The sequence below is a fragment of the Ferruginibacter sp. SUN002 genome (assembly GCF_050611725.1).
Taxonomy (GTDB): Bacteria; Bacteroidota; Bacteroidia; order Chitinophagales; family Chitinophagaceae; genus Ferruginibacter.
The window spans coordinates 3,118,418-3,143,318 of sequence record NZ_JBODJB010000001.1; the positions used below are offsets into that span (position 1 = coordinate 3,118,418).

The following is a 24,901-nucleotide window of genomic DNA, read 5'->3' on the forward strand; positions in this document are numbered from 1 at the left end:
ATAATAAACTTATGTAGAATTGAAAAGTCCTGAGTTATAAACTCAGGACAGCGGCTCTTTTAAATTTGTTGAACACTACGGACAACCGGGGACATCGTTGTGTCACTCACTTGTACGGCATACCGTTATTGGGCTTTTATTGAAGTAGGTTTATTGCGTAATAAAAAATGTTATTTTTGGATAATAACAACAATAAAATTTATTCATTCCCTTCATAAACCCATAGATATATGCCTTACCCAATAGAAAGAAAATTAGTAGTAGGCGTTTCGTCTAATGCTCTTTTCAATTTGGAATTGGAAGATAAAATTTTTGTAGATGAGGGTATAGAAAAATATAGACAATTCCAATCTGAAAACAAAAAAAAATCTTTGGACGGTGGAATTGCTATGCCATTTATAAAACGTTTTTTAAATATCAATAAAGTTTATAATCAAGAGATCCCCGTTGAAGTTGTATTACTGTCTAAAAATAGCCCAGAAACTGGAATAAGAATTTTTAATGCCATTAAAAGTCATGGGCTAGATATTTCAAGAGCTGCTTTTACTTCAGGTAAATCACCTTATCAATATATTCCAGCGTACAATGTTTCTCTATTCCTGTCAACACATGAGCAAGATGTCATCAATGCAATTGAAGCAAATCATGGAGCAGGGAGGATACTAAAAACTAACGTGATTGATGATGATAAAGATATGGAACTTAGGGTTGCATTTGACTTTGACGGAGTAATTGCTGATGACCAAGCCGAAAAAGTTTTCAAAGAAAGCGGTCAACTTGAAATCTTTCATGAGCATGAACAGGAGCATATTACAGAAACACACAACCCTGGACCTTTAGCAGATTTTTTTAAAAAACTTTCTTTTTTTCAACAACTAGAAACAAAAAAAGAAGTTGAGAATCCAGGATATAAAAAGATTGTAAAAACGGCTATTGTAACTGCCCGTAATGCTCCTTCGCATGAAAGAGCAATAAATACTTTAAAAGATTGGGGGGTAACTGTAGATGAAATGTTTTTATTAGGAGGTATTGAAAAGAAACGAATTTTAGAAGTATTAAAACCTCATTTGTTTTTTGATGATCAAATAACACATCTTGACCCAGCTCTGGAGAATATTCCACTTGTTCATATCCCATTTGGAATAGCTAATATTAAAAAATAAATATATTAACTTGGCAAAATATTCGTGTGATAAACCTTTGCCCGGGTTCGTGTGCCAAGAACCGGGGGCGATGGATGTGTGAGGACAACCCAAAAGAAATTATAGTAACTAGATTATTCTCTTTGTGACCAAATATTATTTAAAGCTTTTTTTATCAACACTTTTACCTTGTCAGGAGCTATCTTAATCGGATCACTTTCATAATAGATTTCATTTTTACTTAAGCCTATCACATTTGGAGAAGGATTTTCTTTGTGATTGTATGTAAAAACAAAAGTCACAGCTAAATCAGATTCTTCAAATAAAATCTTATTTGAGTGGAAGGTATCTCGAGGAATTATATACTTTTCTTTGTTTCCAATAATTCTTTCAGTAACCTTTTTTACAGTTTTAAAATTATTGGTTCGAGTTAACGTCCGAACATTTTTATCAGGTAGATAAGACGAAATAAATAAAGTATAATCACTCTCTTCTTTCGATGATTCCACTTTATATAAATAATCTACAATTTTGCCACAAAGAATCCAGCTACATAAATCATAAAAATGGTCATGAATAAATAAGTCTGATTTGATTGGATAATTAGGCTCCCAAATATGAAGTCTAATCTGATGTTGGTCGCTTGTAAAAAGTCGACAATAATAGAATCCCAAAGGATGTAGAAAAAAATCATCCACCCATTTATCCTCTTTCTGCATCAACTCAAAAATGTTTTGTACAATTGGCAAAACGTCAGATATCGTTTTATTTTGATCAATATCAGTCTGCAAAAATTCAAGCATTATGCAAAAGGATTTTTTGGCTTCTCAAATTTTGAATATACAGCTTCAAGAAGTAAAGAATTAATAGATTCAAAAGGAAATAGACTTTGAATACAAAGTTGAATTTCATTTTTTGTAGGTGCTCCTATACCTGAAAATACATAGTCGAGAGTCTTACTTTGTCGATACACTTGTTGAAACTCTTCTGAATAGTGCCTATAGAGGTATGAGTCTTTTTCGACTATGATGGAAGGTATAGCTGGATCTTCACGAGTGATGACAGCTAACGAACTTGAAATGTCCATTCGAGATAAAGTAAAAAAATCCTTAATTTTTACTGATATATCTAAAAATTGATTTTGCTTTTTGTAAAATAAAGCTGTAACAATTGTAGCAAGTATTTCAGATTGCACCTCAAGTTCTGTCCAATAGGCTTTTTTTGAAGGTGTTTCAACACTAACTCTAAAGTTTATATATTTTTGAATCAATGAAATATTAAAAGGATTAATAACAATTAAATGTACAGTAATTGTTTGCCTTTCTTTCGATGCCCTTTCAGACAGCTTAGGGATGGTGTCAGACTTAGTGTATCTTCCTAACCCACCATTAAAGAGCCATCTTTCCGTTTTTAGCCTGGAGTTTGACAAGTGCTTTTCTATTTCATAACTCGATTCAGTAAATTCAAGTTGCTTTTTCTTTTCATCTCCAATTATCCAGTATAAAAAGTAACCGACTATTACTGCCGTAAAGACAGAAGTAATAAATTTTTCCAGAAAGGAAATAATGGTTTCATTGATTTTATCAGAAAAAGATTCAATAGGAAGCATATAGAACCGCACCAAAAGCAAAAGCAAAAGTAGAATTGAAATTAAAAATATGAATCTTTTTCGTCCTGGCTTTGATGCAAATATTTTGTCCATGAAATAATTTATTCAAATATTTAAGAAAAAAATTTTAAGAATGTAATTTAGTTTGCGTAGGCTGATGTTTCACATCTTTTATTTCAATTACAGTATAACCTCTATTTTCATAGGTTTTTGCAATTTCATTGTATTCTTGAGAAATCTCTAATTTAGCAATGATAATATCTCCATTTGTAAAATATAGTTCATTCTTTTTAACTCGTTCAAAAAAATCCTTATCTTTTATTGTTGCCGATATTTTTTGCCCTTCAGCATCAACAAAAATCCATTTATACTTTTCATCAAAAACTATTTTGAAAATACTTAAAGAAACATTTTCTTTTGTGATTGTTCTTGCTGGCTCAATTCTTTCTGCAATTTCTTTCTCTAATAATTTAGGGTCAGACTTGATTACATTTTCAAACTCAGCCTTAGGAATTAACACTTCCTTTTCATTTGCCAAGGATTGAAACTTAATACCCTTAACATTAGTTTCATTTTCTATTGTTTGAAATGTATTATTAATCGTGACATTTATAGTCGGGTTGTTGAAAATAATATCTCCGGTTTTGCTATTAATGACTTTAACTTCACCTTTATTATTTTCAATTTTTGTTTGGTTATGTCCAGTTTTCGTAATCGTTTTTGGTTTTTCCCCACCTAAAAACTGTTTAATTGAAATTAAATCTGCAAGAGTTGAGATGATGTTGCCGGCTATTGCTAAATTGTCCTTTGAAAGTAAACTAAATAATGTACTATTTATATTCGGATCAGCAAATAATGCAAATAAAATTTCAAAGCTTCCTTCCTTGAATGTCTGAACTCTAAGCGAAATTGGATATTCAGGTTTTAGTTCAATATTCAACTCTGCTATTAAGTTGTCAAAATTGTTTATGGTTTCTGATAAAACCTTTGCATCAATATCATGCTTGTCCCCTTGTAAAACTAGTTGAAATTCATTTTGCTTATCACTCATGATTTAAAAGATTTATTTGTTTTTTGTTCTTCACCTTGGTTCGTGACACACGAAACAACATTAATCTTGTCGTTTCATGTGCCACGAACGAGGGCGGTTGGAAGAATACGAACTATAATTTTATCCTTATTCTTTCCATTTCATCTACGATTTCTTTTAGTTTAATTATTTCGTCAGCTCTATTGAGGTTAATATATAATTGCGGATCCAGCCAAAACCTAGATTTATGATATAATAATTCTCCTAGATTAGGATTTATTCTCATTACTGCGGCTGAGGCTTTATTCCAGTCTTTTGCCAAATTAGGATTTGGCAAGTATTCACCATTTTTATTTTTTAAATAATCATAAGTATTTATGAATGCATCATTAATCGCTTCATGTGCATTAATATTATTTTCAGCATTGCCAGTCAAAAAATCACGGACATCTTTAAATACTGTCCACAAAATTCCAATTTCAAATGTAGCCGCCATAAATTTAGTATTTAGTTTAATTTATTTCTTCTTAGCTTTTCTAGCGCCTTTTCGTTTAATTATTTCCTTAGTAATTTTTTTTAACTCTTTTGTTTCATCATTGTAAAGTTTATTTAGAGAAAACTCTAATAAGCGAAATGCCTCAACAATATCAATAGTCTCTAAAGTACCATTATGACTACCTGAATTGCCAATCCACTTTATTGCTAGTAATAGATCTTTAATTTCAGGATGATTATATTGCTCAATTCTTTTGTGAAGATTAATAGGAATTCTTTTCCCATTTTTAATTTCATATTTTTTTACTCCTTGTTCATTCATTAAAATTTCCAAGGCAACTCTAATTCTATTTGCACAAGAAGGGAGGTCACACCAGAAGAGTTTAAATGAATGCCTTATTTCTGCTGTTAATTCTTTACTGCAATTGTCGGGAATTTTAAATATTGGGATAGATGGCTGAAAGAAGCTTGGGGTAAATGTATTTGTCCATCCCTCGTTATAAGAATCAGCTTTATAATCATAATATCCACTATGCTCTGGACTTCCTGTTCCCGTAAAAAAAATAATGTCATTACAAGTTAGTTGTCCAGAAAAAACTAAGTCAATCCATTCTGGCTCCCAATCTTCATTTTCTTTTCTGTATTTTTTTGATGCTGCTGTTTCTTCCTCGTGAAATTTCGTCTTTACTATTTCCAATGTTTTGTTATTGCAATTGGGGCAAGGCCATTCTATTTTTGAATCCGCAGTAAAATGCCTTTTGGTCCAGATATTTAGTTCCATAACTTTTTTTATGCAGTTAAATAAAATTATTCAGAAAGGATATTAGCTAGCTTATCTAAGGATTGAAGTCACACAACTTACCAAAACCTCCCCAAAAAATAAAACTTTCCCTCATATATTTTTAATCACTAACCGTAGGTCACACACGAAACACATCTCAACAAAAAAATTTTGTTCATATTTCATAAATATTTTATCTTCATTTCAGCAACATGCAGCTACGCTTTGCATAGTATGCTTTCAACCTTCTCTTTAAAAAAAGCCTCCATTAAACCTCATCCTGTTTTTTAATTTTTAGTCACAAATTAAATATAACAGTATGTCATTTTCTGTCCGTTTGCTACCGGCACCCCGGCATTTTTACACCCAATTATTACGTAAAACCGGTTTTTCATCCCGAAACTTTCCCTAGCATCCCGGCAAGCCGTCATGGTCGTCATGATAGGTCCCCCTGAGTCAGGGGAAGGCATCATGAGCTTCATGATTGCTTCCCGGAAACTCCTGCACGCCATCATGAAGCTCATGACGGGTTGTAGACTTCCGAGGCTGCTTTTCGGCCATCAATTACACATATTATTAAAAATCAATCACTTACAATTAAAATTACTTATATGATAAATGCAATAGACCTTCAAAAACTTCGCAACGGCGAATATTCACAATTCATACAGGATGTTATCAGCATCACCAATCAAAATAACCCGGCAGCCATGCAGGTAGAGCCGCAATTAACTGCTTTGTCTGCCGTAGCTGCAGAGATAGAAGCGCTTTTCAGAACACCGATAGGCAGCGCCATTACCACCGAGCTGGAAAATTTAGATCTGCTTCGTGACAATGCCATAAGGGGCATCATTTCAATCGTTCGGGGTAGCACCTATAGTGAGGACACCGTTGTAAAAAATCATGCAACTGTGCTGGACACACACCTGGCTCTCTTTGGTAAAGACATTGCCGCCGATAGTTACCAAAGCGAAACAAGTTCTATCCGCAACATCATCGACGACTGGAACACTAAGCCCGAACTAACGGCTGCCATAAACGCACTTAACCTGCAAAGCTGGAAAACAAATTTAGAAACAGCCAACAATAATTTTTCAGATAAATACATTGCACGTGCCGTGGAGCTCGGCAGCGATACTACTGAAAGCATCAAGCTAAAACGTGTGCAGGCCAACGAGGCTTACTACAAACTAAGGGATAATATCGATGCCCGTTACATTATTACCGATGGCGCCGAACCGTATAAAACAGCGGTAGCATCTATCAACGGACTGATCAGTTATTACAATGATCTGCTGGCGAGAAGGGTTGCTGGTGTTACTAATGAAACGCCGGTTGTTACTCCTCCTACAAACTAGACTGTATTCGACAACATTAATCTTGCCGTTGACCGTACCGGCGGGGTTTTCGCCAAATACACTTAAAACAATTGAACACTATCTGTGAAACCCCGATGGGACAAACGAAAAAAAACATGACCGTCCCGGCGGGGTTTTCGCAGAATACATCCAAAACAATTTTCGCCTTCGTTGGTCTTCCACTCCATCCCTCATCACTAGCCAACTTATCCAAACGCCGTTGTTGGTGTTTTCCACCAACAACCGAAGTGAACGCATCGAAAACATTCACGAAAAAATAATAAATTAGTATTCGCAAAAAACACGAATGAAGTACCCGGAATACTATGCACAATTTTTTACTGCTACTATTTTAGAATGGAAACATCTTTTAAAACCTGATAAGTATAAAGATATCATCCTGGATAGCTTGCGATATTTAACAACAGAAAAAAGAGTAAAAGTATTTGCATTTGTTGTCATGTCGAATCATATTCATTTAATGTGGCAGATACAACCTGATAATACCTTAGAAGATGTGCAAAGAGATTTTTTAAAATTCGTTGCTCAAAAAATAAAATACGACCTGGTTAAAAACCATCCGGCCGTATTGGAAATGTTTCGGGTAGATGCAAAAGACAGGAAGTATCAGTTCTGGGAACGAAACCCACTTAGTATAGATTTATACACCCATGAAGTATTTAAGCAAAAACTGGAATACATTCACCAGAACCCTGTAGCAGCAGGCATATGCACTTTCCCTGAGCAGTATAAATATTCTTCTGCAAAATTGTATTATACAGGTGTAAATGATTATGAGTTTATTACTCACCTGTTTGATTAAACCGGTTAAGACTTCGGTTGTTGGTGAAAAACACCAACAACGGCGTTCGGGACAGTTAGAGTATTATATTTGATGAGTTGGAACACCAACAAAGGCGAAAGATATCATCCTGGATAGCTTGCGATATTTAACAACAGAAAAAAGAGTAAAAGTATTTGCATTTGTTGTCATGTCGAATCATATTCATTTAATGTGGCAGATACAACCTGATAATACTTTAGAAGATGTGCAAAGAGATTTTTTAAAATTCGTTGCTCAAAAAATAAAATACGACCTGGTTAAAAACCATCCGGCCGTATTGGAAATGTTTCGGGTAGATGCAAAAGACAGGAAGTATCAGTTCTGGGAACGAAACCCACTTAGTATAGATTTATACACCCATGAAGTATTTAAGCAAAAACTGGAATACATTCACCAGAACCCTGTAACAGCAGGCATATGCACTTTCCCTGAGCAGTATAAATATTCTTCTGCAAAATTGTATTATACAGGTGTAAATGATTATGAGTTTATTACTCACCTGTTTGATTAAGCCGGTTAAGACTTCGGTTGTTGGTGAAAAACACCAACAACGGCGTTCGGGACAGTTAGAGTATTATATTTGATGAGTTAGAACACCAACAAAGGCGAAAAAAACTGGAATACATTCACCAGAACCCTGTAACAGCAGGCATATGCACTTTCCCTGAGCAGTATAAATATTTTTCTGCAAAATTGTATTATACAGGTGTAAATGATTATGAGTTTATTACTCACCTGTTTGATTAAGCCGGTTAAGACTTCGGTTGTTGGTGGAAAACACCAACAACGGCGTTCGGGACAGTTAGAGTATTATATTTGATGAGTTAGAACACCAACAAAGGCGAAAACCCCGCCGGGACGAAAAGCATCAACAAATAAATCGTTGCAATCAACATTTACATCATTAAATCAATCATTCTATAAAATTCAAATAAAAATATTAAATTGTAATCCCTAAAAAATAATCAACATGAATGAAAAAATGAGCGGCAATACCAATGCCATTAACTGGTTTGAAATTCCTGCAACGGATATTTCAAGAGCAAAAAAATTTTACGAAACCATTTTCGATATTGCAATGGAAGAAATGGAAATGCTGGGTATGAAATATGCCATGTTTCCGTTTGACCCTACCAAAGGAAAAATTGCAGGTGGTTTGGCTCAAAGTCCGCAACACATACCGGGTACAACAGGTGCTATTGTTTACCTGAATGCAAATCCTGATCTGCAAATTGTTTTAGACAGAATAGAAAAAGCCGGAGGCAAAATAACCATGCCTAAAACATCTATCGGACCAAATGGTTTTATGGCTTTCTTTATGGATACTGAAGGAAATTCGGTGGCGCTTCATTCCAACACATAAATTGAAAAGTACGGCAATACAATATGAATTTGTAACAAGGCCCTGGCAATACAGTGGCCCTAACGGCTGGTATTTTGTTTCGCTGCCTAAATCAATGTCGAAAGAGATTAGAAGTGCACTCCGATCTGAAGAAGAAGGCTGGGGACGGTTGAAAGCAACTGCTAAAATTGGCAACAGCCAATGGAAAACAGCCATTTGGTTCGATACAAAAATGAACACTTATTTACTTCCACTGAAAGCTGAAATAAGAAAAAAAGAAAAGATCGATATTACAAAAGATGTAGAAACAATCATTTGGATTTAATCATAAAAAAACTTTATGGCATACTCCGAAAAACTAGCAAAACGTATTAGAGAAACAATTGCCCATATTTCTAAAGTTGAAGAAAAAACTATGATGGGCGGACTTACTTTTATGGTGAATGATAAAATGTGTATCGGCATTATTGGTGATGAAATGATGTGTCGTATTGATCCTGATATGCAGGAAACAGCGCTTGCAAAAAAAGGCTGTCGTATTATGGACTTTACCGGCAGGCCAATGAAGGGCTATGTAATGGTGGACGAAAGCGGAATGAAAAGCAAAAAAGAGTTCGACTATTGGATAAACTTATGCTTAGACTTTAATAAAAGAGCTAAATCGTCCAAGAAGAAAAAAAACAAATAATATAGCTATAAAGTTGCTGCGTTTCTCTTCCTATAAATTCTTTTAGTACCATTAATGGTATATTATTTATCCGCAATGAATAATAGTTGTAATAACTCGTTCATTTCTTACAATAATATTGTACCTTATCTTTATGTACAAAATTTAACGATATGCATTTTGAATTGTCTGAAGAGCAGTTAATGATAAAAAAAGCTGCCAGAGATTTTGCCATCAATGAATGTTTACCCGGTGTAATAGAAAGAGATGAATTACAAAAGTTCCCGAAAGAACAAATTGAAAAATTAGCCGATCTGGGTTTTTTGGGTATGATGGTAAAGCCTGAATATGGCGGAAGCGGTATGGATACCATCAGTTATGTTTTAGCTATGGAGGAAATAAGTAAGGTAGATGCAAGCGTTAGTGTTTGTATGAGTGTAAACAACAGTCTGGTTTGTTATGGCTTACAGGAATACGCCAACGAAGAACAGAAACAAAAATATTTAGTGCCGTTGGCGCATGGTAAAAAAGACGGACAATTATACATCGGCGCTTTTTTATTAAGTGAGCCCGAAGCAGGCAGTGATGCTACTTCACAAAAGACCACAGCAATTGATAAAGGCGATCATTACGTATTAAACGGTATAAAAAACTGGATCACCAATGGCAATTCAGCTTCTGTTTATCTGGTAATCGCTCAAACAGATATCAGCAAAGGAAGCCATGGCATCAATGCATTTATTGTTGAGAAGAACTGGCCCGGCGTAACCGTTGGTGCTAAGGAAAATAAATTGGGTATTCGTGGAAGTGATACACATTCCATTTTGTTCACCGATGTAAAAGTACCGAAAGCTAATCGTATTGGCGAAGATGGCTTTGGTTTTAAATTCGCCATGAAAACATTGGCCGGCGGACGTATCGGCATTGCATCGCAAGCATTGGGCATTGCAAGTGGTGCGTATGAAAGAGCGTTGGCTTACAGTAAAGAACGTAAAGCATTTGGTAAAGAGATCATGCACCATCAGATCATTCAATTCAAACTGGCAGATATGGCCACTAAAATTGAATCGGCCAGATTGCTTTGCCTGAAAGCAGCATGGGAAAAAGATCAACACCTAGACTATACCGTTAGCAGCAGTATGGCTAAAGTTTTTGCCAGCGAAACAGCTATGTGGACCACCACCGAAGCGGTACAAATTCACGGCGGTTATGGTTTTGTAAAAGAGTATCATGTAGAGCGATTAATGAGAGATGCAAAGATTACCCAGATATATGAGGGTACGAGTGAAGTGCAGCGGATCGTTATTGGAAGGGGGATATTGAAATAATGTGCTGATGTGCTAATGTGCTGATGTGCTAATATGCTGATGTGCTGATGTGCTAATGTGCTGATGTGCTGATGGTGAAAACTGTTAGCGCATTTTTTATTTCCCACTTTGTGTAACTTCGTGCCTTAGAGCCTTTGTGGCGAAAAACTATGAGTGTAAATACAGAAAAATATAAGGAGATACTTGCAGAGCTTGAAGGTAAAGCAACATTAATAGCAGTTTCGAAAACTAAACCCATTGAAGATATACAAGCTTTATACGATCTTAGTCAAAGAGATTTTGGTGAGAACTATGTGCAGGAATTAGTTGACAAGGCTGCTACCCTGCCAAAAGATATTCGCTGGCATTTTATCGGTCATCTGCAAAGCAATAAAGTAAAATACATTGCACCCTTTGTTCATTTGATACATGGGGTTGATAGTTTTAATTTGTTGAAAGAGATCAACAAACAAGCAGCAAAAAATGATCGTGTCATTGATTGTCTTTTGCAAATTCATATTGCACAGGAAGAAACTAAGTTTGGGTTTGGTATTCACGAATTAGACGGATTACACGAATTACACGAATTAAAAAACATTCGTATTGTCGGGTTGATGGGTATGGCATCCTTTACTTCAGATGAAACATTGATCCGAAAAGAATTTGCCTATCTGAAACAACTCTTCGACCAACTAAGAACTAAGAACCATGAGCTAAGAACTAAAAACTATGAACTAACAACCCTAAGTTCGGGTATGAGCAGCGACTACAAAATAGCCCTCGAAGAAGGCAGCAACATGGTACGTATCGGCAGCCTGCTGTTCGGCGAAAGGAATTACAACAAGTAACCCTCCTATAGATTTGTTAAAATCATGTGGCTTCTATGTATTTCGGCACAGTATTGTATCTGTATAAAATAATACAATAACTTTGCTATGTACTACACACCCACTATGCAATCAGCAGTATTTGAAACAGAAAAAAACCGCAAGGCCTTTATCTACACAGCCATAATTTGTGCGGTGATTTTATTGCTGGCATTCATTATTACATGGCCGAATACAAAAATTCCACCACCGCCTCCTCCGGTAGATATAATGGAAATTAATTTAGGTGCGGCATTCGGTCCATTGGCAGATGAGATAGGTGGCGGCTCAAGCCCTGCAGCATCTACAACAAATACAAAAAGCAATAATGATGAAGAAGATGCAGCACAACAAGATGCTGCAGAAGATAATATTGATGAAGGCGCTTCTGTAGCAAAAAACACCAGACCATCTACTTCAAAAGTTACTCCAACAAAACAAGTTACCAATCCAACTCCGAAAGCACCAACAGCTAAAGCCGTAATGGGAGCGAACAATAGTAAAACTCCGGGCACTCAAACAGATGGCTTTGGAGATGGAAGAGGTAAAGGCGATGGAATTGGTGATGGCCCCGGTCCGGGTAAAGGTGGTGGTAGTGGCGGCAGTAGTTTTAGTAAGATCAAAGGTGTTGGCCCGTTAAACCCTGGAGCATTAAGATTTGAAGATGATTTCAGCGAAAATGCAAAAGTATATATTGATGTTAAATACGATAGCGAAGGAAAATTCATCAGTGCTACTACCATTAGAGGAACTACTACAACAAACGCTACTATTCTAAGAATTGCAAAACAAAAAGTAAGCGTATTAAAATTCCCTCCTTCTCTTGATGGTGGAATTACCACATTTTTATTGAACTTTAAGGTCAATTAGGATATTATATTTGCATAGATGACCTATCAGCAAACCATCGATTATTTATATGCACAATTACCAATGTTCAGTCGCATTGGAAGTATTGCATACAAAGCCGATCTGCATAACACCATTGAATTGTGCAGTAGTTTAGATGATCCGCATACAAAATTCAAAAGCATTCATATTGCCGGCACCAACGGCAAAGGCAGTACCAGCCATATGTTGGCCGCTATCTTACAAAAGGCAGGCTATAAAACAGGCTTATACACTTCGCCACATTTAAAAGATTTCAGGGAGCGAATAAAGATCAATGGTGAAATGATCACTGAAGATTTTGTGATCGATTTTGTAGAGAAAACAAAAACTTTGTCGGATAAGATCAGTCCTTCTTTTTTCGAGCTAACTGTTGCGATGGCATTTGATTATTTCGCTGAAGAAAAAGTTGATATTGCCGTTATTGAAACAGGCCTTGGTGGCAGACTGGACTCTACAAATATCATCACTCCCATTCTATCCATCATCACCAATATCGGTTACGATCACATGAATATATTGGGAGATACTTTAGATAAAATTGCTTTTGAAAAAGCAGGCATTATTAAACCGAACATCCCGGTTATTATTGGAGAATATTTGCCTGAAACAAAACCAATCTTTATTAATAAGGCTGCAGAATGTAAGGCCGCTGTTTCTTTTGCTGAAGAACAGTTTTCGATTTACGATTTGGGATCTACGATTTACGATTTAAGTGTTACTGTTGAAAGTGCTGAAACTAAAAAAAGAGAATTATTGAAGTTAGATTTAAATGGTTTGTATCAAAGTAAAAATCTACGAACAGTTTTAAGTGCAGTAAACATTTTAAATGAACAAGGTTTTATCATTTCCGATGAACATAAAAAATATGCATTGGCCAATACAAAAAAACTAACAGGCTTGCACGGACGTTGGGATGTAATTAGTAGCGACCCCATTGTGGTATTAGATGTTGCACATAATGAAGATGGCATTAAGCAGGTGTTGGAACAGGTGAGACGACGAACCACGGACGACGGACAATCGACCATAGACCATGGACCATGGACAATGAACCATGAACAACCAAAACCACAACTACACTTTATCATCGGTATGGTAAAAGATAAAGAGGTCTCGAAAGTGTTGTCCTTACTGCCTTCAGAAGCCAGGTATTATTTCACCAACTCACATATCCCAAGAGCATTGCCGGCCAGCGAACTACAATTAAAAGCAAAAGAATTTGGGTTAATCGGTGAAACATTCGACAATGTGAATGATGCAATCGATGCAGCGAAAAGATCAGCGCAAAAAGATGATCTGATCATTGTTTGTGGTAGTGTTTTTTTAGTAGGGGAAGTAAATTATTGACTGTCTAATTTTTGAAAAGCATACATCAAACAACAAGTGTGCAATGCCTGAGCAAATTCATTTCTTGCAAGCATCGCTCTCACTTCTGCTAACGGCACTAACACAATATCAATTTCTTCATTGTGATCGAGACTTTGAGCTGCTACCTTTTTACCGCCTTGTGCAAGAAATAATTGCGTATAATTATCTAACACTCCCGGGTTAGCTGCAACCTTGCCAACATATTCAATAGATGAAAATGCATAACCGGTTTCTTCGAGCAATTCTCTTGCAATGGCTTTGGTTGGTTCCTCTCCTTCATCCATAAAGCCTCCGGGTAATTCTGTGATCGTTTCTTTTATTGGATGACGGTATTGTCTGTTCAATACAACATTTCCATCTTCTGTAATAGCCAATGCACATGCAGAAACCGGTAATTCTACAACATAATATTCTTCTACAATCTTGCCATCAGGCATTTCACATTTATCTACCCTTGCAGTAAAATATTTGTGACGAGAAATGTATTTTGTTGTGAGTGTTTTCCAGTTCATTGCTTTAGTTCTTAGTTTGTAGCTTCAGTCCATGGACTATGGACCATAGAAACTACCAGCCATTTCTTTCTCTTAATCGGGTAACATGAGCAGTATGATGTTTACTGTGCCATGCATACATACCCAATAAAAAATACAATGTCATTTGTTTACCATGTTCAGGATGAACAACAGTTCTGTTCCATTCTTCCGGTTTGATCGCTTTTAATATTTCCGACCAACGCAAATGCACTGCATGTAAAATAGTCAACGATATATTGATGGGTAAATTCTTTGTATCACTCATCTCAGCCCACAGATCCTGCTCATATGGTTTGATGGTAGGATTGTCTTCTGTTAATCCTAATTTAAACCGGATATAAGCGTTCATATGGCTATCTGCCACATGATGTATTAATTGCTTCACCGTCCAACCACCGGAACGATAAGGAGTATTCAATTGAGCTTCGTCTAAATTTTGCACAGCATTCTCCAATTCCTGCGGTAAGAATTTAATATCATTTATCCATTCCCGTAATTGGTTATCGGAAAATGGTTGTGGTTCATATTTGCCAATAGGAAAACTAAGATCTTCCATACTTATGGTTTTGCTTTAACTTTTGTTTTTGTTTTAGGTTTAACCGGCGCCGGCTTGGTAGTCTTTTGTATTTTTGGAGGTGCCGGTGGAGGTGGCGGTAAAACAAAAGGTTTTACACCTAGCAATTCCATTTCAAATACCAATGTTGCACCGGGAGGAATATCAGCACCTGCGCCTCTATCTCCATAACCCAATTCACTTGGAATAAAAACGGTCCATTTATCACCGATATGCATTTTTTGAACGATCTCCGTCCAACCCGGTATTACTTCATTTGCTTTAATAACCAAAGGTTGCCCTCTTACAATAGAGTTATCAAATTCTTTTCCATCGGTCAACATCCCAACATAATGTGCAACGATCGTGTCATATGCTCTAGGCATAACAGCAGTGGAATCTCCTTTTTTCATAACCTCATATTGCAACCCACTTGCTAGCGTGATCACGCCGGGTCTTTTTGCATTTGAATCAAGAAAAGCTTTACCTCGTGCTTTTTCGGCTGCCAGTTTTTTTGCAGAAAGATCCATCAATGTTTTTTGTATACAGTCATTTGCCTGCTGCTCGGTAATGGTCATTTTATTGGCAGCAAAAACATCCTGCATACCTTTTTTCAACGCATCAAAATTCAATGTTACTACTCCCTGATCTTTTAAATTGTTTCCGATATTCATCCCCAAACCATATGCAAACGTATCTGCTACATTCAATAAAGTATCGGTGTGGGGCAACTTCACTTCTGTTCCAGAAACAGTTTGAGCAACCGTTTTTCCCGAAGAAGTAAAGCTTATTGCAAATACTCCCGAGATCGCTACACATAATCCTAAAAAAAACTTATTCATGTTACTTTTCTTTTTATTTATAAAATTATTCTTCTCTTATTTCTTTTCCTGTAAGATGAATAAAAACATCTTCCAGATTAGCAGCTTTCACTTGTTTAGGTCTTTCAAAACCCGTAGCCACTAAGTCATCGATCAGTTTATCAGGCGAAGCCAATGCAATTATTTTCCCTTCATCCATAATAGCGATCCTGTCGCACAATTGCTCTGCCTCATCCATATAGTGTGTGGTGATGATTACTGTTGTTCCTTTAGCTCTTATATCTTTTATCAAATCCCACAAATTTCTTCTTGCCTGCGGATCAAGTCCGGTTGTTGGCTCATCCAGAAAAACGATCTTCGGTTTATTGATCAATGTTGTGGCAATGGAAAAACGTTGTTTTTGTCCGCCACTCAATTCCTTATATTTATTCTTCGCTTTGTCTTCTAAATTTACAAGCTTCAGCAACTCTAATGGTTTTACTTCCTGATTATACAATCCTGCAAAAAGCTCTATTAGTTCTATTAAATTCAAACCCGGATAAAATCCCGATGTTTGTAATTGCACACCGATGATCTTTTTAATGCTATCGGGTTCTTTATCTAAATCAAGTCCGTCAACTATAACCCGGCCACTTGTTTTATTTCGAAGTGTTTCAATGATCTCCAGCGTTGTAGATTTTCCGGCCCCATTCGGACCAAGCAAACCGAATATCTCTCCCTGATATACTTCAAAAGAAATGCCTTTCACAGCGTGAAAAGCACCATAGTCTTTTTTAAGATCAGTAACAGATATGATAGATTCTTGCATTTTTATTTCGTCAAATAACTATTTAATTCTTCCATCATCAACTTACTTCCAACATAAAATGGTGTACGTTGGTGTAAGCCTGTTGGTTGTATATCCAGTATTCTTTGAGTACCATCTGTTGCCACCCCTCCTGCTATTTCTACAATATAAGCAAAAGGATTACACTCATACATTAACCTTAACTTACCCCCTGGTTTATCTTTAATGGCAGGATACATGAATATTCCACCTTTGATCAAATTCCTGTGTACATCACTTACCATACTACCGATATATCTTTGCGTATATGGACCACCGTTACTTGCGTTCTTCGCCTGACAAGCATGAATATAATCCTGCACCCCGGGAGTATATTGAAAAAAGTGCCCGTGATTCACAGAGTATATTTTACCGGTAGGGGGACATTGAATATCCGGATGGCTCAGCGAAAACTCTCCGATCGACTGATCCAATGTAAAACCATTCACACCTCTCTTTGTTGCATACACCAAAATGGTTGATGAACCATAAATAACATATCCTGCAGCCACTTGCCTATTACCCGGCTGTAAAAAGTCTGCCGCAGTAACCGGTGTTCCTCTTTCAGTAACTCTTTTGAACACACTGAATATGGTTCCGATAGACACATTCACATCAATATTGGCACTACCGTCCAATGGATCGAACATGCATACATATTTACTGTTCATGCTTATTTCATCATCAAAGATCACAAAGTCATCCATCTCCTCACTTCCTATACCTGCACAATTGATACCATGCCTCAATACCCCCATGAATTGATTATTGGCAAATATGTCGAGTTTCTTTACTTCCTCTCCCTGCACATTGGTTGTACCGGCATCTCCGAGTATATCCACCAAACCTGCCTTGTTTACTTCTACATTTACTCTTTTTGCAGCCAAACCAATATCCCTCAAAAGGCCTGATAATTCACCGGTTGCGCCGGGTATGCTACGCATTTGCTGGATAGTAAACTCATCCAGCGTGAGTACTCGTCTGTTAATTGCCATTATCGTTTTTTTCTTAGGTGTTTATTGAGCAATATTCACGATTTTTGCACCGCAAATTTTGCAGGACGAAATTAAATGAATTAACTCAATCAATCACAATTTACAATGAAGGTTTTTAAATTCGGGGGAGCAAGTATAAATAGTATAGAAAGAATACAGAATATTGCCAAAATTGTCAGATCATATAGTAATGAGAAGATATTTATCATCATCTCAGCAATGGGTAAAACCACTAATGCGCTTGAAAAAGTTGTTGAAGCATTTTTTGCAGGCAAAAAAGATGAAGCACTTGCTTTATTTACCCAATTAAAAGAAGAACATTTAACTGTTGCCTCCAACCTTCAACTTCCCACCTCCAACCTCCAACTAAACGACTTATTCACCGAAGTAGAATGGCTCCTGCACGACAAACCTGTAAGAGAATATGATTACTATTATGATCAGATCGTTTGTTTGGGTGAATTACTGAGCACTGCTATTGTAAGCGATTATTTTAATACAGTTGATATCAATAATAGTTGGGTAGATGTAAGAGATATCGTAAGAACCGATGATAATTTCAGAGATGCTACTATTGATTGGGCCTTTACAACGCAACAGGTTGAACGAAATATTGTTCCGCTTTTTGAAAAAAACAATATCATCATTACACAAGGTTTTATCGGCGCAACAGATGAAAATGAAAGTACTACACTCGGAAGAGAAGGCAGTGATTATAGTGCTGCCGTTTTTGCCAATATACTGAATGCAGAAAGTCAAACGATCTGGAAAGATGTTGAAGGTGTAATGAATGCTGATCCGAAAAAATTTCCGGATGCACAATTCATTGACGTATTGAGTTACAGAGAAGTAATTGAAATGGCTTTTTATGGCGCTACGGTCATTCACCCAAAAACAATAAAACCCTTACAGAACAAGGATATACCATTACATGTTAGATGTTTTCTAAAGCCTGAGTTGAAGGGAACGATCATCAGTAACGATCCGGTACATAACCTGCCTCCTATCATTGTTGTAAAAGAAGATCAGGTAGTAATGCAGTTGAATTCAAAAGACTTTTCTTTTGTTGAAGATCATCTGGTGAGTCAATTGCATGATCTGTTTGTTGAGATAAAGATCCGTCCGAATATATCGCAAAACGGTGCCATCAGTTTATTATGTTGTTTAGACAATAGATCTGATAAAATAGAAAAGCTTGCATTGAAAGCAAGTGAATTATTTGATGTACAAATAGAGAAGGGACTAACGTTATTGACTATACGTCATTACAACAATGAAACGGTGAACAAACTAACCGGTAACAGAAAAATTGTATTGGAACAAAAAACAGAAGAGATCATTCAGTTGATACTGAAATAAAATTACTCAACGATGTACTTGCCTTGCTTGTTGACCATTACAACAGGCAGTGCTCTTTTAGCTTCGAAATGATCGAATGCCACTTTAAGCGAATTTGAAAAATCTTCTAAAGCGTGGTTGGTTTTTGTGAATTGAGTTAAATAATCCATTGATTTTTTAAGATCATATCTAACCGGGAAAATATGTACCGGAATAAAATCCTGCCCGGCTTCTTTTGCCTGATTGGCCAGAATATATAACTCTTCAATTGGTTCATCACTGATTGCCAGACAACCTACTGAAACACAACTGCCGTGTATGTAAATATTACTGCCCGGGTGTGCATCATCAGCCAAAATTCTGTCTGATGCATTCGGATAATTTAATCCAAGAGATAAATGGTAATTACTGTTAGGATTAAAATCATTGATATAATAGAATCCTTCGGGTATCTGATAATCACCTTCCATGCGTTTAGGCCCCATGGTACCGCTCTGCATACAAACCCTGTACGTTTTAAACAACTTGTATGATCCGCTGTCGGAACTTTTCACCCAAACTTCTAATTGCCTATCATATTTAAAAGAACGTATGTACATTTCTTTTACCGGCCAGCTGAGCTTTTTAGCTTCAAATTGTTTTTTGAGAGAATCTTCTTTTCGGTTATATATCTCGGCAAGTTTGTAGGAAGAGGTCTTGTAATCAGTGAATGCGGTTTGGCCAAACGCAGAATTGCCCGCAGTAATTGCAAGCAAAGCCAGTAAACAAGCGCCGACAAACAGGTTCTTCATTGATATTTTATCCTCCTTAGTTGTTACTATGGGATGTAAAAATATATTATTTATCGGTTTCATTTTGTTAATTATTGCGTTTTTTACGGCATCGTTTGCGTAAAGCTGCTTAGTAAATTCACGATTATTTATATACAACGTAAAAACTTTAAACTTCGTATATAGGATTTATATTTGCCTCATGAAAAAAGTTGGCATTTTAGGTGGCGGTCAATTAGGCAGAATGTTGTTACAAGCCGCTGTAAACTACCCCGTTGAGACTTTTTTAATGGAAAATGACGCTGATTGCCCGTCTGCACATCTTTGCCACCAGTTTACAATAGGCAATATTTCTAATTTCGACGATGTATATAATTTCGGGAAAGGCCTGGATGCCATAACCATTGAAATTGAGAGTGTTAACGAAGAAGCCTTGGAAAAACTTGAATCTGAAGGCATAAAAGTTTACCCAAAACCATCGGCATTAAGAACCATTAAAGACAAAGTTGTACAAAAGCAATTTTATAAGACAAATGAGATCCCTACTTCGGATTTTTTAATCACCAATAACTTACAGGAACTCAACAGCCATACCGATTTTTTACCTGCAGTACATAAAGTTGGCAAAGGTGGGTATGATGGAAAAGGCGTGCAGATCATCAGAACAAAAGATGATGTTGCAAAAGGCTTTGATGCACCCAGTGTATTGGAAAAGATGGTAGCGATTAAACAAGAGATCGCTGTGATCGTTGCGGTGAACGATAAAGGAGAAACTGCTATCTACCCTCCGGTAGATATGGTCTTTGATCCGGTGTTGAATTTATTAGACTATCAGATAAGTCCCGCCGACCTACCTGAAAAAACATTTTGGAAAGTAGAAGCCATTGCGTTGAAAGTGGTAAAAGAATTAAAAAGCCCGGGCATTTTTGCAGTAGAATTATTTGTAGATAAAAATGATGAAGTATTTGTAAATGAAACCGCTCCCCGTGTTCACAACAGCGGACATCATTCTATAGAAGCTAATTACTCCTCACAATTTGATATGCTTTGGAGAATATTGTTAGACTATCCGCTTGGCAATACCGATCATATTCTACCTGCAGCCATTGTAAATATTATTGGAGAAGAAGGCTATAGTGGAACTGTACATTACAAAGGATTAGAAGAAGTGTTGCAGATTGAAAATGTATTTGTTCATCTTTATGGTAAAAAAGAAACTAAGCCGGGAAGAAAGATGGGGCATGTAACCATATTGAGTGCAGAAAAACAAGAATTGATCCATCAGGCTAACAGGATTAAGAGTACGTTGAAAGTGATTAGTTGATAGTCCATGGTCCATTGACTATCAACTATGGACCAGTAATAATTTAAACTTTATCAAAATAATTTATCTTTATAAAAACACAAACCATGGCAGCAGTATTAGTTGGAATCATAATGGGCAGCGAAAGCGATCTTGATATAATGAAAGGTGCAGCAGAAATGCTCAGACAATTTGAAGTTGAACCTGAATTAACGATCGTATCTGCACATCGTACACCTGAACGTTTAAAAGAATATGCTTCCAAAGCAAAAGAACGTGGTTTGAAAGTGATCATTGCCGGAGCTGGCGGCGCTGCACATTTACCGGGCATGGTAGCTGCACAAACTATTTTACCTGTTATTGGTGTACCGGTAAAATCCTCTAACTCTATTGACGGATGGGATTCGGTTTTATCTATTTTACAAATGCCTTATGGTGTGCCAGTTGCTACTGTTGCATTGAATGGTGCAAAGAATGCAGGTATCTTAGCTGCACAAATTCTTGCCTTGCATGATCCTTCGATTGCCGGAAAATTAGAAGCTTATAAAGAATACCAGGATGATATTGTTATGGAAAGTGTGAAGAATGTTAGACAACTTGGTTTCACGAATGAGTTTGATGTGTAGATTAATTTTCTGTAAGAACTATAAATTCCTGCACTAACCCCAAAGAATTATCATAGATCATTTTAATAAAATCTTTTCCATACTTAGCATAGTAAGGTAAAAAGTTATCAATTCTTTCCTGCAAACTGTGATTAGGAAACAACTGTGATTTTATTTTATGCAATTGTCTTTGCTGTGCTTCAAATTTTTTCTTTTCTGCTCTTAATAATTTTTTCTCTAATTCGGTAATACGTTTTAACGCTGCAGTTTTCAATGCTTCGGTATGCGATGAAAGTGTTACGTCAACAGCATTTACAATTGCATTCACTTTATTGTACAATGCATCGATCTCTGCTTTTTCTTTTTCTAAACTTAACTGAGCGTCGGAATCTCTTTTGACCAATGCATTTAGCAATTCCATTTCCGGCTTAAATAGATCGGCTGCACTAAACTGTAATTTATCTTGAAGTGCTTGTACTTCTTTTGAAATAAAAGCAAATGAATTACGAACGATCAAAATTGGATATGGTACGTTTACCGCTTCAAAAACTTTTTTTAATTCCAGCCAGTATGCAATTTCTCCTCCACCGCCAATAAATGCAATGTTTGGTAGAATGAATTCCTGGAACACCGGTCTTAAAATTACGTTCGGACTAAAACGTTCGGAATGATCTTTCAATTCATTAAGTATTCCTGCCTCATCAAATTTCTTACTATCGTTAACAACAGACCATTCACCATTCGCTACTTCTATTCTTTCTCTGCTGGTATCATTCAAATAAAATAGATTCAGGTCTCTGCCTGCAGCCTGTACTTTATACTCTGAAGGGAACGCAGCAACTGTTTTCGCTACTTCTTTCTGAGAAAATTGCTCAAGCAATTCTTTCTTAAGAACAGGAGCATAAGCATGTTTCAATACAGCATTATCGGGCAATAAGATCAACAAGCCGTAATCAGCAAATAATTCATTCACTAAACAAAATGTTGATTGTTCAATGGTTGAACCCTCTTTATAACAGTTCTTTATTTTATCGATGATCTCGTTGCCGAAAGGATAGACCAATAGTTCTCCTGTAATTTCATCCAGCATTTTCATCAAAGCCTTATCCACCTTCATTCTTCCAACAGCACCCGTCTGCTTGGTTTCCCAAACATGTTTTTCTCCATTGATAAAAATGTGATTCAATTCATCCAGATCAGCATCTTCGCTTCCCATATAATACACCGGAATAAAATTATATTCGGGCAACTCTGTTTTTAATTGCTCAGATAATTTTATTGCATGCAATATCTTATAGATAAAATACAACGGGCCGGTAAATATATTGGGCTGATGTGCTGTTGTAACAGTGAAGGTATCATCACTATTTAGTTGAGTAAGATTTGATTGTTGTTTACTCGAAATCGTAATGCCTTTGTATTGCTCTGTAAGAACTGTTGTAAGCAATTTTCTATCGGTAGAATATTTTTTTCTTTCGGCAATGGCAGCTTTAACACCGTTAATCGATACAGGATGATCGTAAAAAGGTTTTAGTTTCTCATCAGCAGCAATATAGTCTGCTACCATTTTTGAGAAGTAACCCGTTTGAGCGTAAGAAATATGTGAAGCTGTTGTATTCATTTAAACCGTGAATATTTGATGTACGATGTACGATGTACGATTTCCTTCAACATGTTAGGACTTATTTAAAAGAAAGCTCTAAAAATTTAAACAAAATCGTAAATCGTACATCACACATCGTAAATAACTAAACTACATCTCCTTCCAAATCATAATCATATGCCTTAGTGATCTTAACATTTACAAAATCACCAATGGTTAATTTTTTCTTGCTTTGAACGATCACTTCATTATCTACTTCCACGCTATCAAATTCGGTACGGCCAAGATATCTGCCGGCTTCTTTTTTATCGATCAGCACTTTAAAGGTTTTACCAACTTTTTCCTGATTTTTTTCGAGAGAAATTTCCTGTTGTACTTCCATGATCTCCTGTGCTCTTTCTTCTTTTTCTTCTGCAGAGATATTATCAATCAAACCATGTGCAGTTGTTCCTTCTTCATGACTATAAGTAAATATACCTACCCTATCGAAACGCATTTTTTGTAAGAAGGTTTTTAGTTCTTCTACATCATCTCTTGTCTCTCCGGGAAAGCCGGCAATTAGAGTAGTACGCAAACAAATGTCGGGTATCTTATTTCTTATTTCACCGATCAGGTCTTCCATTTCTTCTCTGGTGATATTTCTTTTCATCGCTTTCAACATATTGTTGGCAGCATGTTGTAAAGGCATATCAAGATAATTACAAATGTTCGGACGTTCTTTTACTGCATCAATAATTTCTATTGGAAATTTTGAAGGATAGGCGTAATGCATTCTGATCCATTCCAATCCTTCTACATCTGCCAGTGCATGCAATAATTTAGGAAGCTCTCTTTTTTTGTAAATATCTAATCCGTAATAAGTAAGTTCTTGTGCAATCAGCATCACTTCTTTTACGCCACGTTGTACCAAACGTTTTGCCTCATCTACCAATGATTCTATCGGTCTGCTTACATGCTGACCTCTCATCAATGGTATAGCACAAAATGAACAGGTACGATTACAGCCTTCGCTTATTTTCATGTAAGCATAATGCTGCGGTGTATATAACAAACGTTCGCCGATAAGGTCTGCTTTATAATCTGCGTTGAAGGTCTTCAACATGCCTTGCAATTCCATCGTACCAAAAAAAGCGTCTACTTCAGGAATCTCGTCTTCCAAATTATTTTTATACCGTTCACTCAGGCAACCTGTAACATAAACTTTATCGAGTTTGCCTTTACGCTTCAATTCAACCTGATCTAAAATAGTATTGATGCTTTCTTCTTTTGCTTTTTCAATAAAACCGCAGGTATTTACAATAACGATATTGTGATCTTTTTTTGTACTCTCATGTACGGTCTCAATTTCATTAGCGATCAACTGACCGCTCAGCACTTCACTATCCACCATATTCTTACTACAGCCGAGTGTAATGATATTTACCTTATCCTTATGTAATGATCTTGTACGCATAATTTGGTGAGTGCAAAGGTAGTTAAAACTGGGGTTTAAGAATTTACGATTTTTGATTTGGGATTTACGATTTTGTTCAAATTGTTAGAGTAATCCTATTAAGACAGTTGTAATATTTAAAAGAAATCGTAAATAATAAATCATTTAAACTTAAAATAAACAAACAGCCTTCCAAAATTCTTGCTGTCGTTTTCTATTCTATGATATAATGGTTTGATATGCGGCATTTGTAAAAAACGTTGCACCTTCTTTTTCAGCTGTCCGGTTCCTTTACCAGGAATGATCTCTACTTCAGTGATACGCTTTTCAATAGCAATTTCAAAAGCCTGTAACAATGCATTATCAATAGCTTTGCTGTTATTGTAAATGGGATGCAGATCAACTTTTATTTTAGCCATTTC

Annotated in this window: 28 protein-coding genes; 14 read left to right on the forward strand and 14 right to left on the reverse strand. The window is 36.3% G+C overall.

Annotated features, from left to right (window positions below; genetic code table 11):
• Nucleotides 1-230: 230 nt before the first annotated feature.
• On the forward strand, nt 231-1,163 hold the full coding sequence (locus ACQ33O_RS13280) for a 5'-nucleotidase (RefSeq protein WP_430996077.1): 933 nt from the start codon (nt 231-233) through the stop codon (nt 1,161-1,163).
• Between the two features lie 113 nt (nt 1,164-1,276).
• Here the strand turns inward: ACQ33O_RS13280 and ACQ33O_RS13285 are convergent, their stop codons facing one another.
• The 5 genes from ACQ33O_RS13285 to ACQ33O_RS13305 form a co-directional block, all read right to left on the reverse strand.
• Nucleotides 1,277-1,945, reverse strand: a complete 669-nt coding sequence (locus ACQ33O_RS13285) for a hypothetical protein (protein WP_430996078.1) — start codon at nt 1,943-1,945, stop codon at nt 1,277-1,279.
• Nucleotides 1,945-2,844 (reverse strand): hypothetical protein, encoded by a 900-nt coding sequence (locus tag ACQ33O_RS13290; RefSeq protein WP_430996079.1) that lies wholly within the window; start codon nt 2,842-2,844, stop codon nt 1,945-1,947. Before ACQ33O_RS13290 ends, ACQ33O_RS13285 begins: the two co-directional genes overlap by 1 nt.
• A 34-nt stretch (nt 2,845-2,878) precedes the next feature.
• Nucleotides 2,879-3,802, reverse strand: a complete 924-nt coding sequence (locus ACQ33O_RS13295) for a hypothetical protein (protein ID WP_430996080.1) — start codon at nt 3,800-3,802, stop codon at nt 2,879-2,881.
• Between the two features lie 112 nt (nt 3,803-3,914).
• Nucleotides 3,915-4,277: a hypothetical protein gene (locus tag ACQ33O_RS13300; RefSeq protein ID WP_430996081.1), complete on the reverse strand. Its 363-nt coding sequence runs from the start codon at nt 4,275-4,277 to the stop codon at nt 3,915-3,917.
• Nucleotides 4,278-4,298: 21 nt separating this feature from the next.
• Nucleotides 4,299-5,057 carry a DUF4145 domain-containing protein gene (locus ACQ33O_RS13305; protein ID WP_430996082.1) on the reverse strand — a complete coding sequence of 253 codons (759 nt, stop codon included), beginning with the start codon at nt 5,055-5,057 and terminating at the stop codon, nt 4,299-4,301.
• A 611-nt stretch (nt 5,058-5,668) separates the two neighbouring features.
• Between ACQ33O_RS13305 and ACQ33O_RS13310 the strand changes: the two genes are divergently transcribed.
• From ACQ33O_RS13310 to ACQ33O_RS13355, 10 genes are all read left to right on the forward strand, one after another.
• On the forward strand, nt 5,669-6,415 hold the full coding sequence (locus tag ACQ33O_RS13310; protein WP_430996083.1) for a DUF6261 family protein: 747 nt from the start codon (nt 5,669-5,671) through the stop codon (nt 6,413-6,415).
• Nucleotides 6,416-6,722: 307 nt separating this feature from the next.
• Nucleotides 6,723-7,238, forward strand: a complete 516-nt coding sequence (locus ACQ33O_RS13315) for an REP-associated tyrosine transposase (RefSeq protein WP_430996084.1) — start codon at nt 6,723-6,725, stop codon at nt 7,236-7,238.
• Nucleotides 7,239-7,428: 190 nt separating this feature from the next.
• Nucleotides 7,429-7,770, forward strand: a complete 342-nt coding sequence (locus tag ACQ33O_RS13320) for a hypothetical protein (RefSeq protein ID WP_430996085.1) — start codon at nt 7,429-7,431, stop codon at nt 7,768-7,770.
• Between the two features lie 459 nt (nt 7,771-8,229).
• A complete protein-coding gene (locus ACQ33O_RS13325; protein WP_430996086.1) occupies nt 8,230-8,622 on the forward strand; it encodes a VOC family protein in 393 nt (130 codons plus the stop codon).
• A gap of 1 nt (nt 8,623) precedes the next feature.
• Nucleotides 8,624-8,926: a DUF1905 domain-containing protein gene (locus ACQ33O_RS13330; RefSeq protein WP_430996087.1), complete on the forward strand. Its 303-nt coding sequence runs from the start codon at nt 8,624-8,626 to the stop codon at nt 8,924-8,926.
• Nucleotides 8,927-8,941: 15 nt separating this feature from the next.
• Nucleotides 8,942-9,289: a TfoX/Sxy family protein gene (locus tag ACQ33O_RS13335; RefSeq protein ID WP_430996088.1), complete on the forward strand. Its 348-nt coding sequence runs from the start codon at nt 8,942-8,944 to the stop codon at nt 9,287-9,289.
• A gap of 152 nt (nt 9,290-9,441) precedes the next feature.
• Nucleotides 9,442-10,596, forward strand: a complete 1,155-nt coding sequence (locus ACQ33O_RS13340; RefSeq protein WP_430996089.1) for an acyl-CoA dehydrogenase family protein — start codon at nt 9,442-9,444, stop codon at nt 10,594-10,596.
• 149 nt (nt 10,597-10,745) lie between these two features.
• Entirely contained in the window at nt 10,746-11,423 is a 678-nt protein-coding gene (locus ACQ33O_RS13345; protein WP_430996090.1) for a YggS family pyridoxal phosphate-dependent enzyme, read from the forward strand.
• Nucleotides 11,424-11,528: 105 nt separating this feature from the next.
• Nucleotides 11,529-12,311: a hypothetical protein gene (locus tag ACQ33O_RS13350; protein WP_430996091.1), complete on the forward strand. Its 783-nt coding sequence runs from the start codon at nt 11,529-11,531 to the stop codon at nt 12,309-12,311.
• Nucleotides 12,312-12,329: 18 nt separating this feature from the next.
• A complete protein-coding gene (locus ACQ33O_RS13355) occupies nt 12,330-13,679 on the forward strand; it encodes a bifunctional folylpolyglutamate synthase/dihydrofolate synthase (protein WP_430996092.1) in 1,350 nt (449 codons plus the stop codon).
• Here the strand turns inward: ACQ33O_RS13355 and ACQ33O_RS13360 are convergent.
• The 5 genes from ACQ33O_RS13360 to fbp are packed head-to-tail and all read right to left on the reverse strand — an operon-like array spanning nt 13,673 to nt 17,428.
• A complete protein-coding gene (locus ACQ33O_RS13360; protein ID WP_430996093.1) occupies nt 13,673-14,212 on the reverse strand; it encodes an NUDIX hydrolase in 540 nt (179 codons plus the stop codon). The two genes, ACQ33O_RS13355 and ACQ33O_RS13360, sit on opposite strands and share 7 nt — an antisense overlap.
• Before the next feature lie 52 nt (nt 14,213-14,264).
• On the reverse strand, nt 14,265-14,789 hold the full coding sequence (locus ACQ33O_RS13365; protein ID WP_430996094.1) for a YfiT family bacillithiol transferase: 525 nt from the start codon (nt 14,787-14,789) through the stop codon (nt 14,265-14,267).
• A gap of 2 nt (nt 14,790-14,791) precedes the next feature.
• On the reverse strand, nt 14,792-15,628 hold the full coding sequence (locus ACQ33O_RS13370; RefSeq protein WP_430996095.1) for an FKBP-type peptidyl-prolyl cis-trans isomerase: 837 nt from the start codon (nt 15,626-15,628) through the stop codon (nt 14,792-14,794).
• Between the two features lie 25 nt (nt 15,629-15,653).
• The gene (locus ACQ33O_RS13375; protein ID WP_430996096.1) at nt 15,654-16,415 is read right to left on the reverse strand and encodes an ABC transporter ATP-binding protein; all 762 of its coding nucleotides are present in this window, start codon (nt 16,413-16,415) and stop codon (nt 15,654-15,656) included.
• Nucleotides 16,416-16,417: 2 nt separating this feature from the next.
• Nucleotides 16,418-17,428, reverse strand: coding sequence for a class 1 fructose-bisphosphatase (gene fbp / locus ACQ33O_RS13380; protein WP_430996097.1), 1,011 nt, complete (start codon nt 17,426-17,428; stop codon nt 16,418-16,420).
• Between the two features lie 105 nt (nt 17,429-17,533).
• Here fbp and ACQ33O_RS13385 point away from each other — a divergent pair, with 105 nt between their 5' ends.
• The gene (locus tag ACQ33O_RS13385; RefSeq protein ID WP_430996098.1) at nt 17,534-18,787 is read left to right on the forward strand and encodes an aspartate kinase; all 1,254 of its coding nucleotides are present in this window, start codon (nt 17,534-17,536) and stop codon (nt 18,785-18,787) included.
• 2 nt (nt 18,788-18,789) lie between these two features.
• Here the strand turns inward: ACQ33O_RS13385 and ACQ33O_RS13390 are convergent, their stop codons facing one another.
• The gene (locus ACQ33O_RS13390; protein ID WP_430996099.1) at nt 18,790-19,557 is read right to left on the reverse strand and encodes a L,D-transpeptidase family protein; all 768 of its coding nucleotides are present in this window, start codon (nt 19,555-19,557) and stop codon (nt 18,790-18,792) included.
• Between the two features lie 181 nt (nt 19,558-19,738).
• On the opposite strand from ACQ33O_RS13390, the gene ACQ33O_RS13395 reads away from it, so the two are divergent.
• On the forward strand, nt 19,739-20,860 hold the full coding sequence (locus ACQ33O_RS13395) for a 5-(carboxyamino)imidazole ribonucleotide synthase (protein ID WP_430996100.1): 1,122 nt from the start codon (nt 19,739-19,741) through the stop codon (nt 20,858-20,860).
• Nucleotides 20,861-20,946: 86 nt separating this feature from the next.
• Nucleotides 20,947-21,465, forward strand: coding sequence for a 5-(carboxyamino)imidazole ribonucleotide mutase (gene purE / locus ACQ33O_RS13400; protein WP_430996101.1), 519 nt, complete (start codon nt 20,947-20,949; stop codon nt 21,463-21,465).
• 1 nt (nt 21,466) lies between these two features.
• Here the strand turns inward: purE and bshC are convergent, their stop codons facing one another.
• From bshC to ACQ33O_RS13415, 3 genes are all read right to left on the reverse strand, one after another.
• Nucleotides 21,467-23,065, reverse strand: a complete 1,599-nt coding sequence (bshC, locus tag ACQ33O_RS13405; protein WP_430996102.1) for a bacillithiol biosynthesis cysteine-adding enzyme BshC — start codon at nt 23,063-23,065, stop codon at nt 21,467-21,469.
• Between the two features lie 127 nt (nt 23,066-23,192).
• Nucleotides 23,193-24,500 carry a 30S ribosomal protein S12 methylthiotransferase RimO gene (rimO, locus tag ACQ33O_RS13410; RefSeq protein WP_430996103.1) on the reverse strand — a complete coding sequence of 436 codons (1,308 nt, stop codon included), beginning with the start codon at nt 24,498-24,500 and terminating at the stop codon, nt 23,193-23,195.
• Between the two features lie 140 nt (nt 24,501-24,640).
• A complete protein-coding gene (locus ACQ33O_RS13415; RefSeq protein WP_430996104.1) occupies nt 24,641-24,898 on the reverse strand; it encodes a Smr/MutS family protein in 258 nt (85 codons plus the stop codon).
• Between the last annotated feature and the right edge of the window lie 3 nt (nt 24,899-24,901).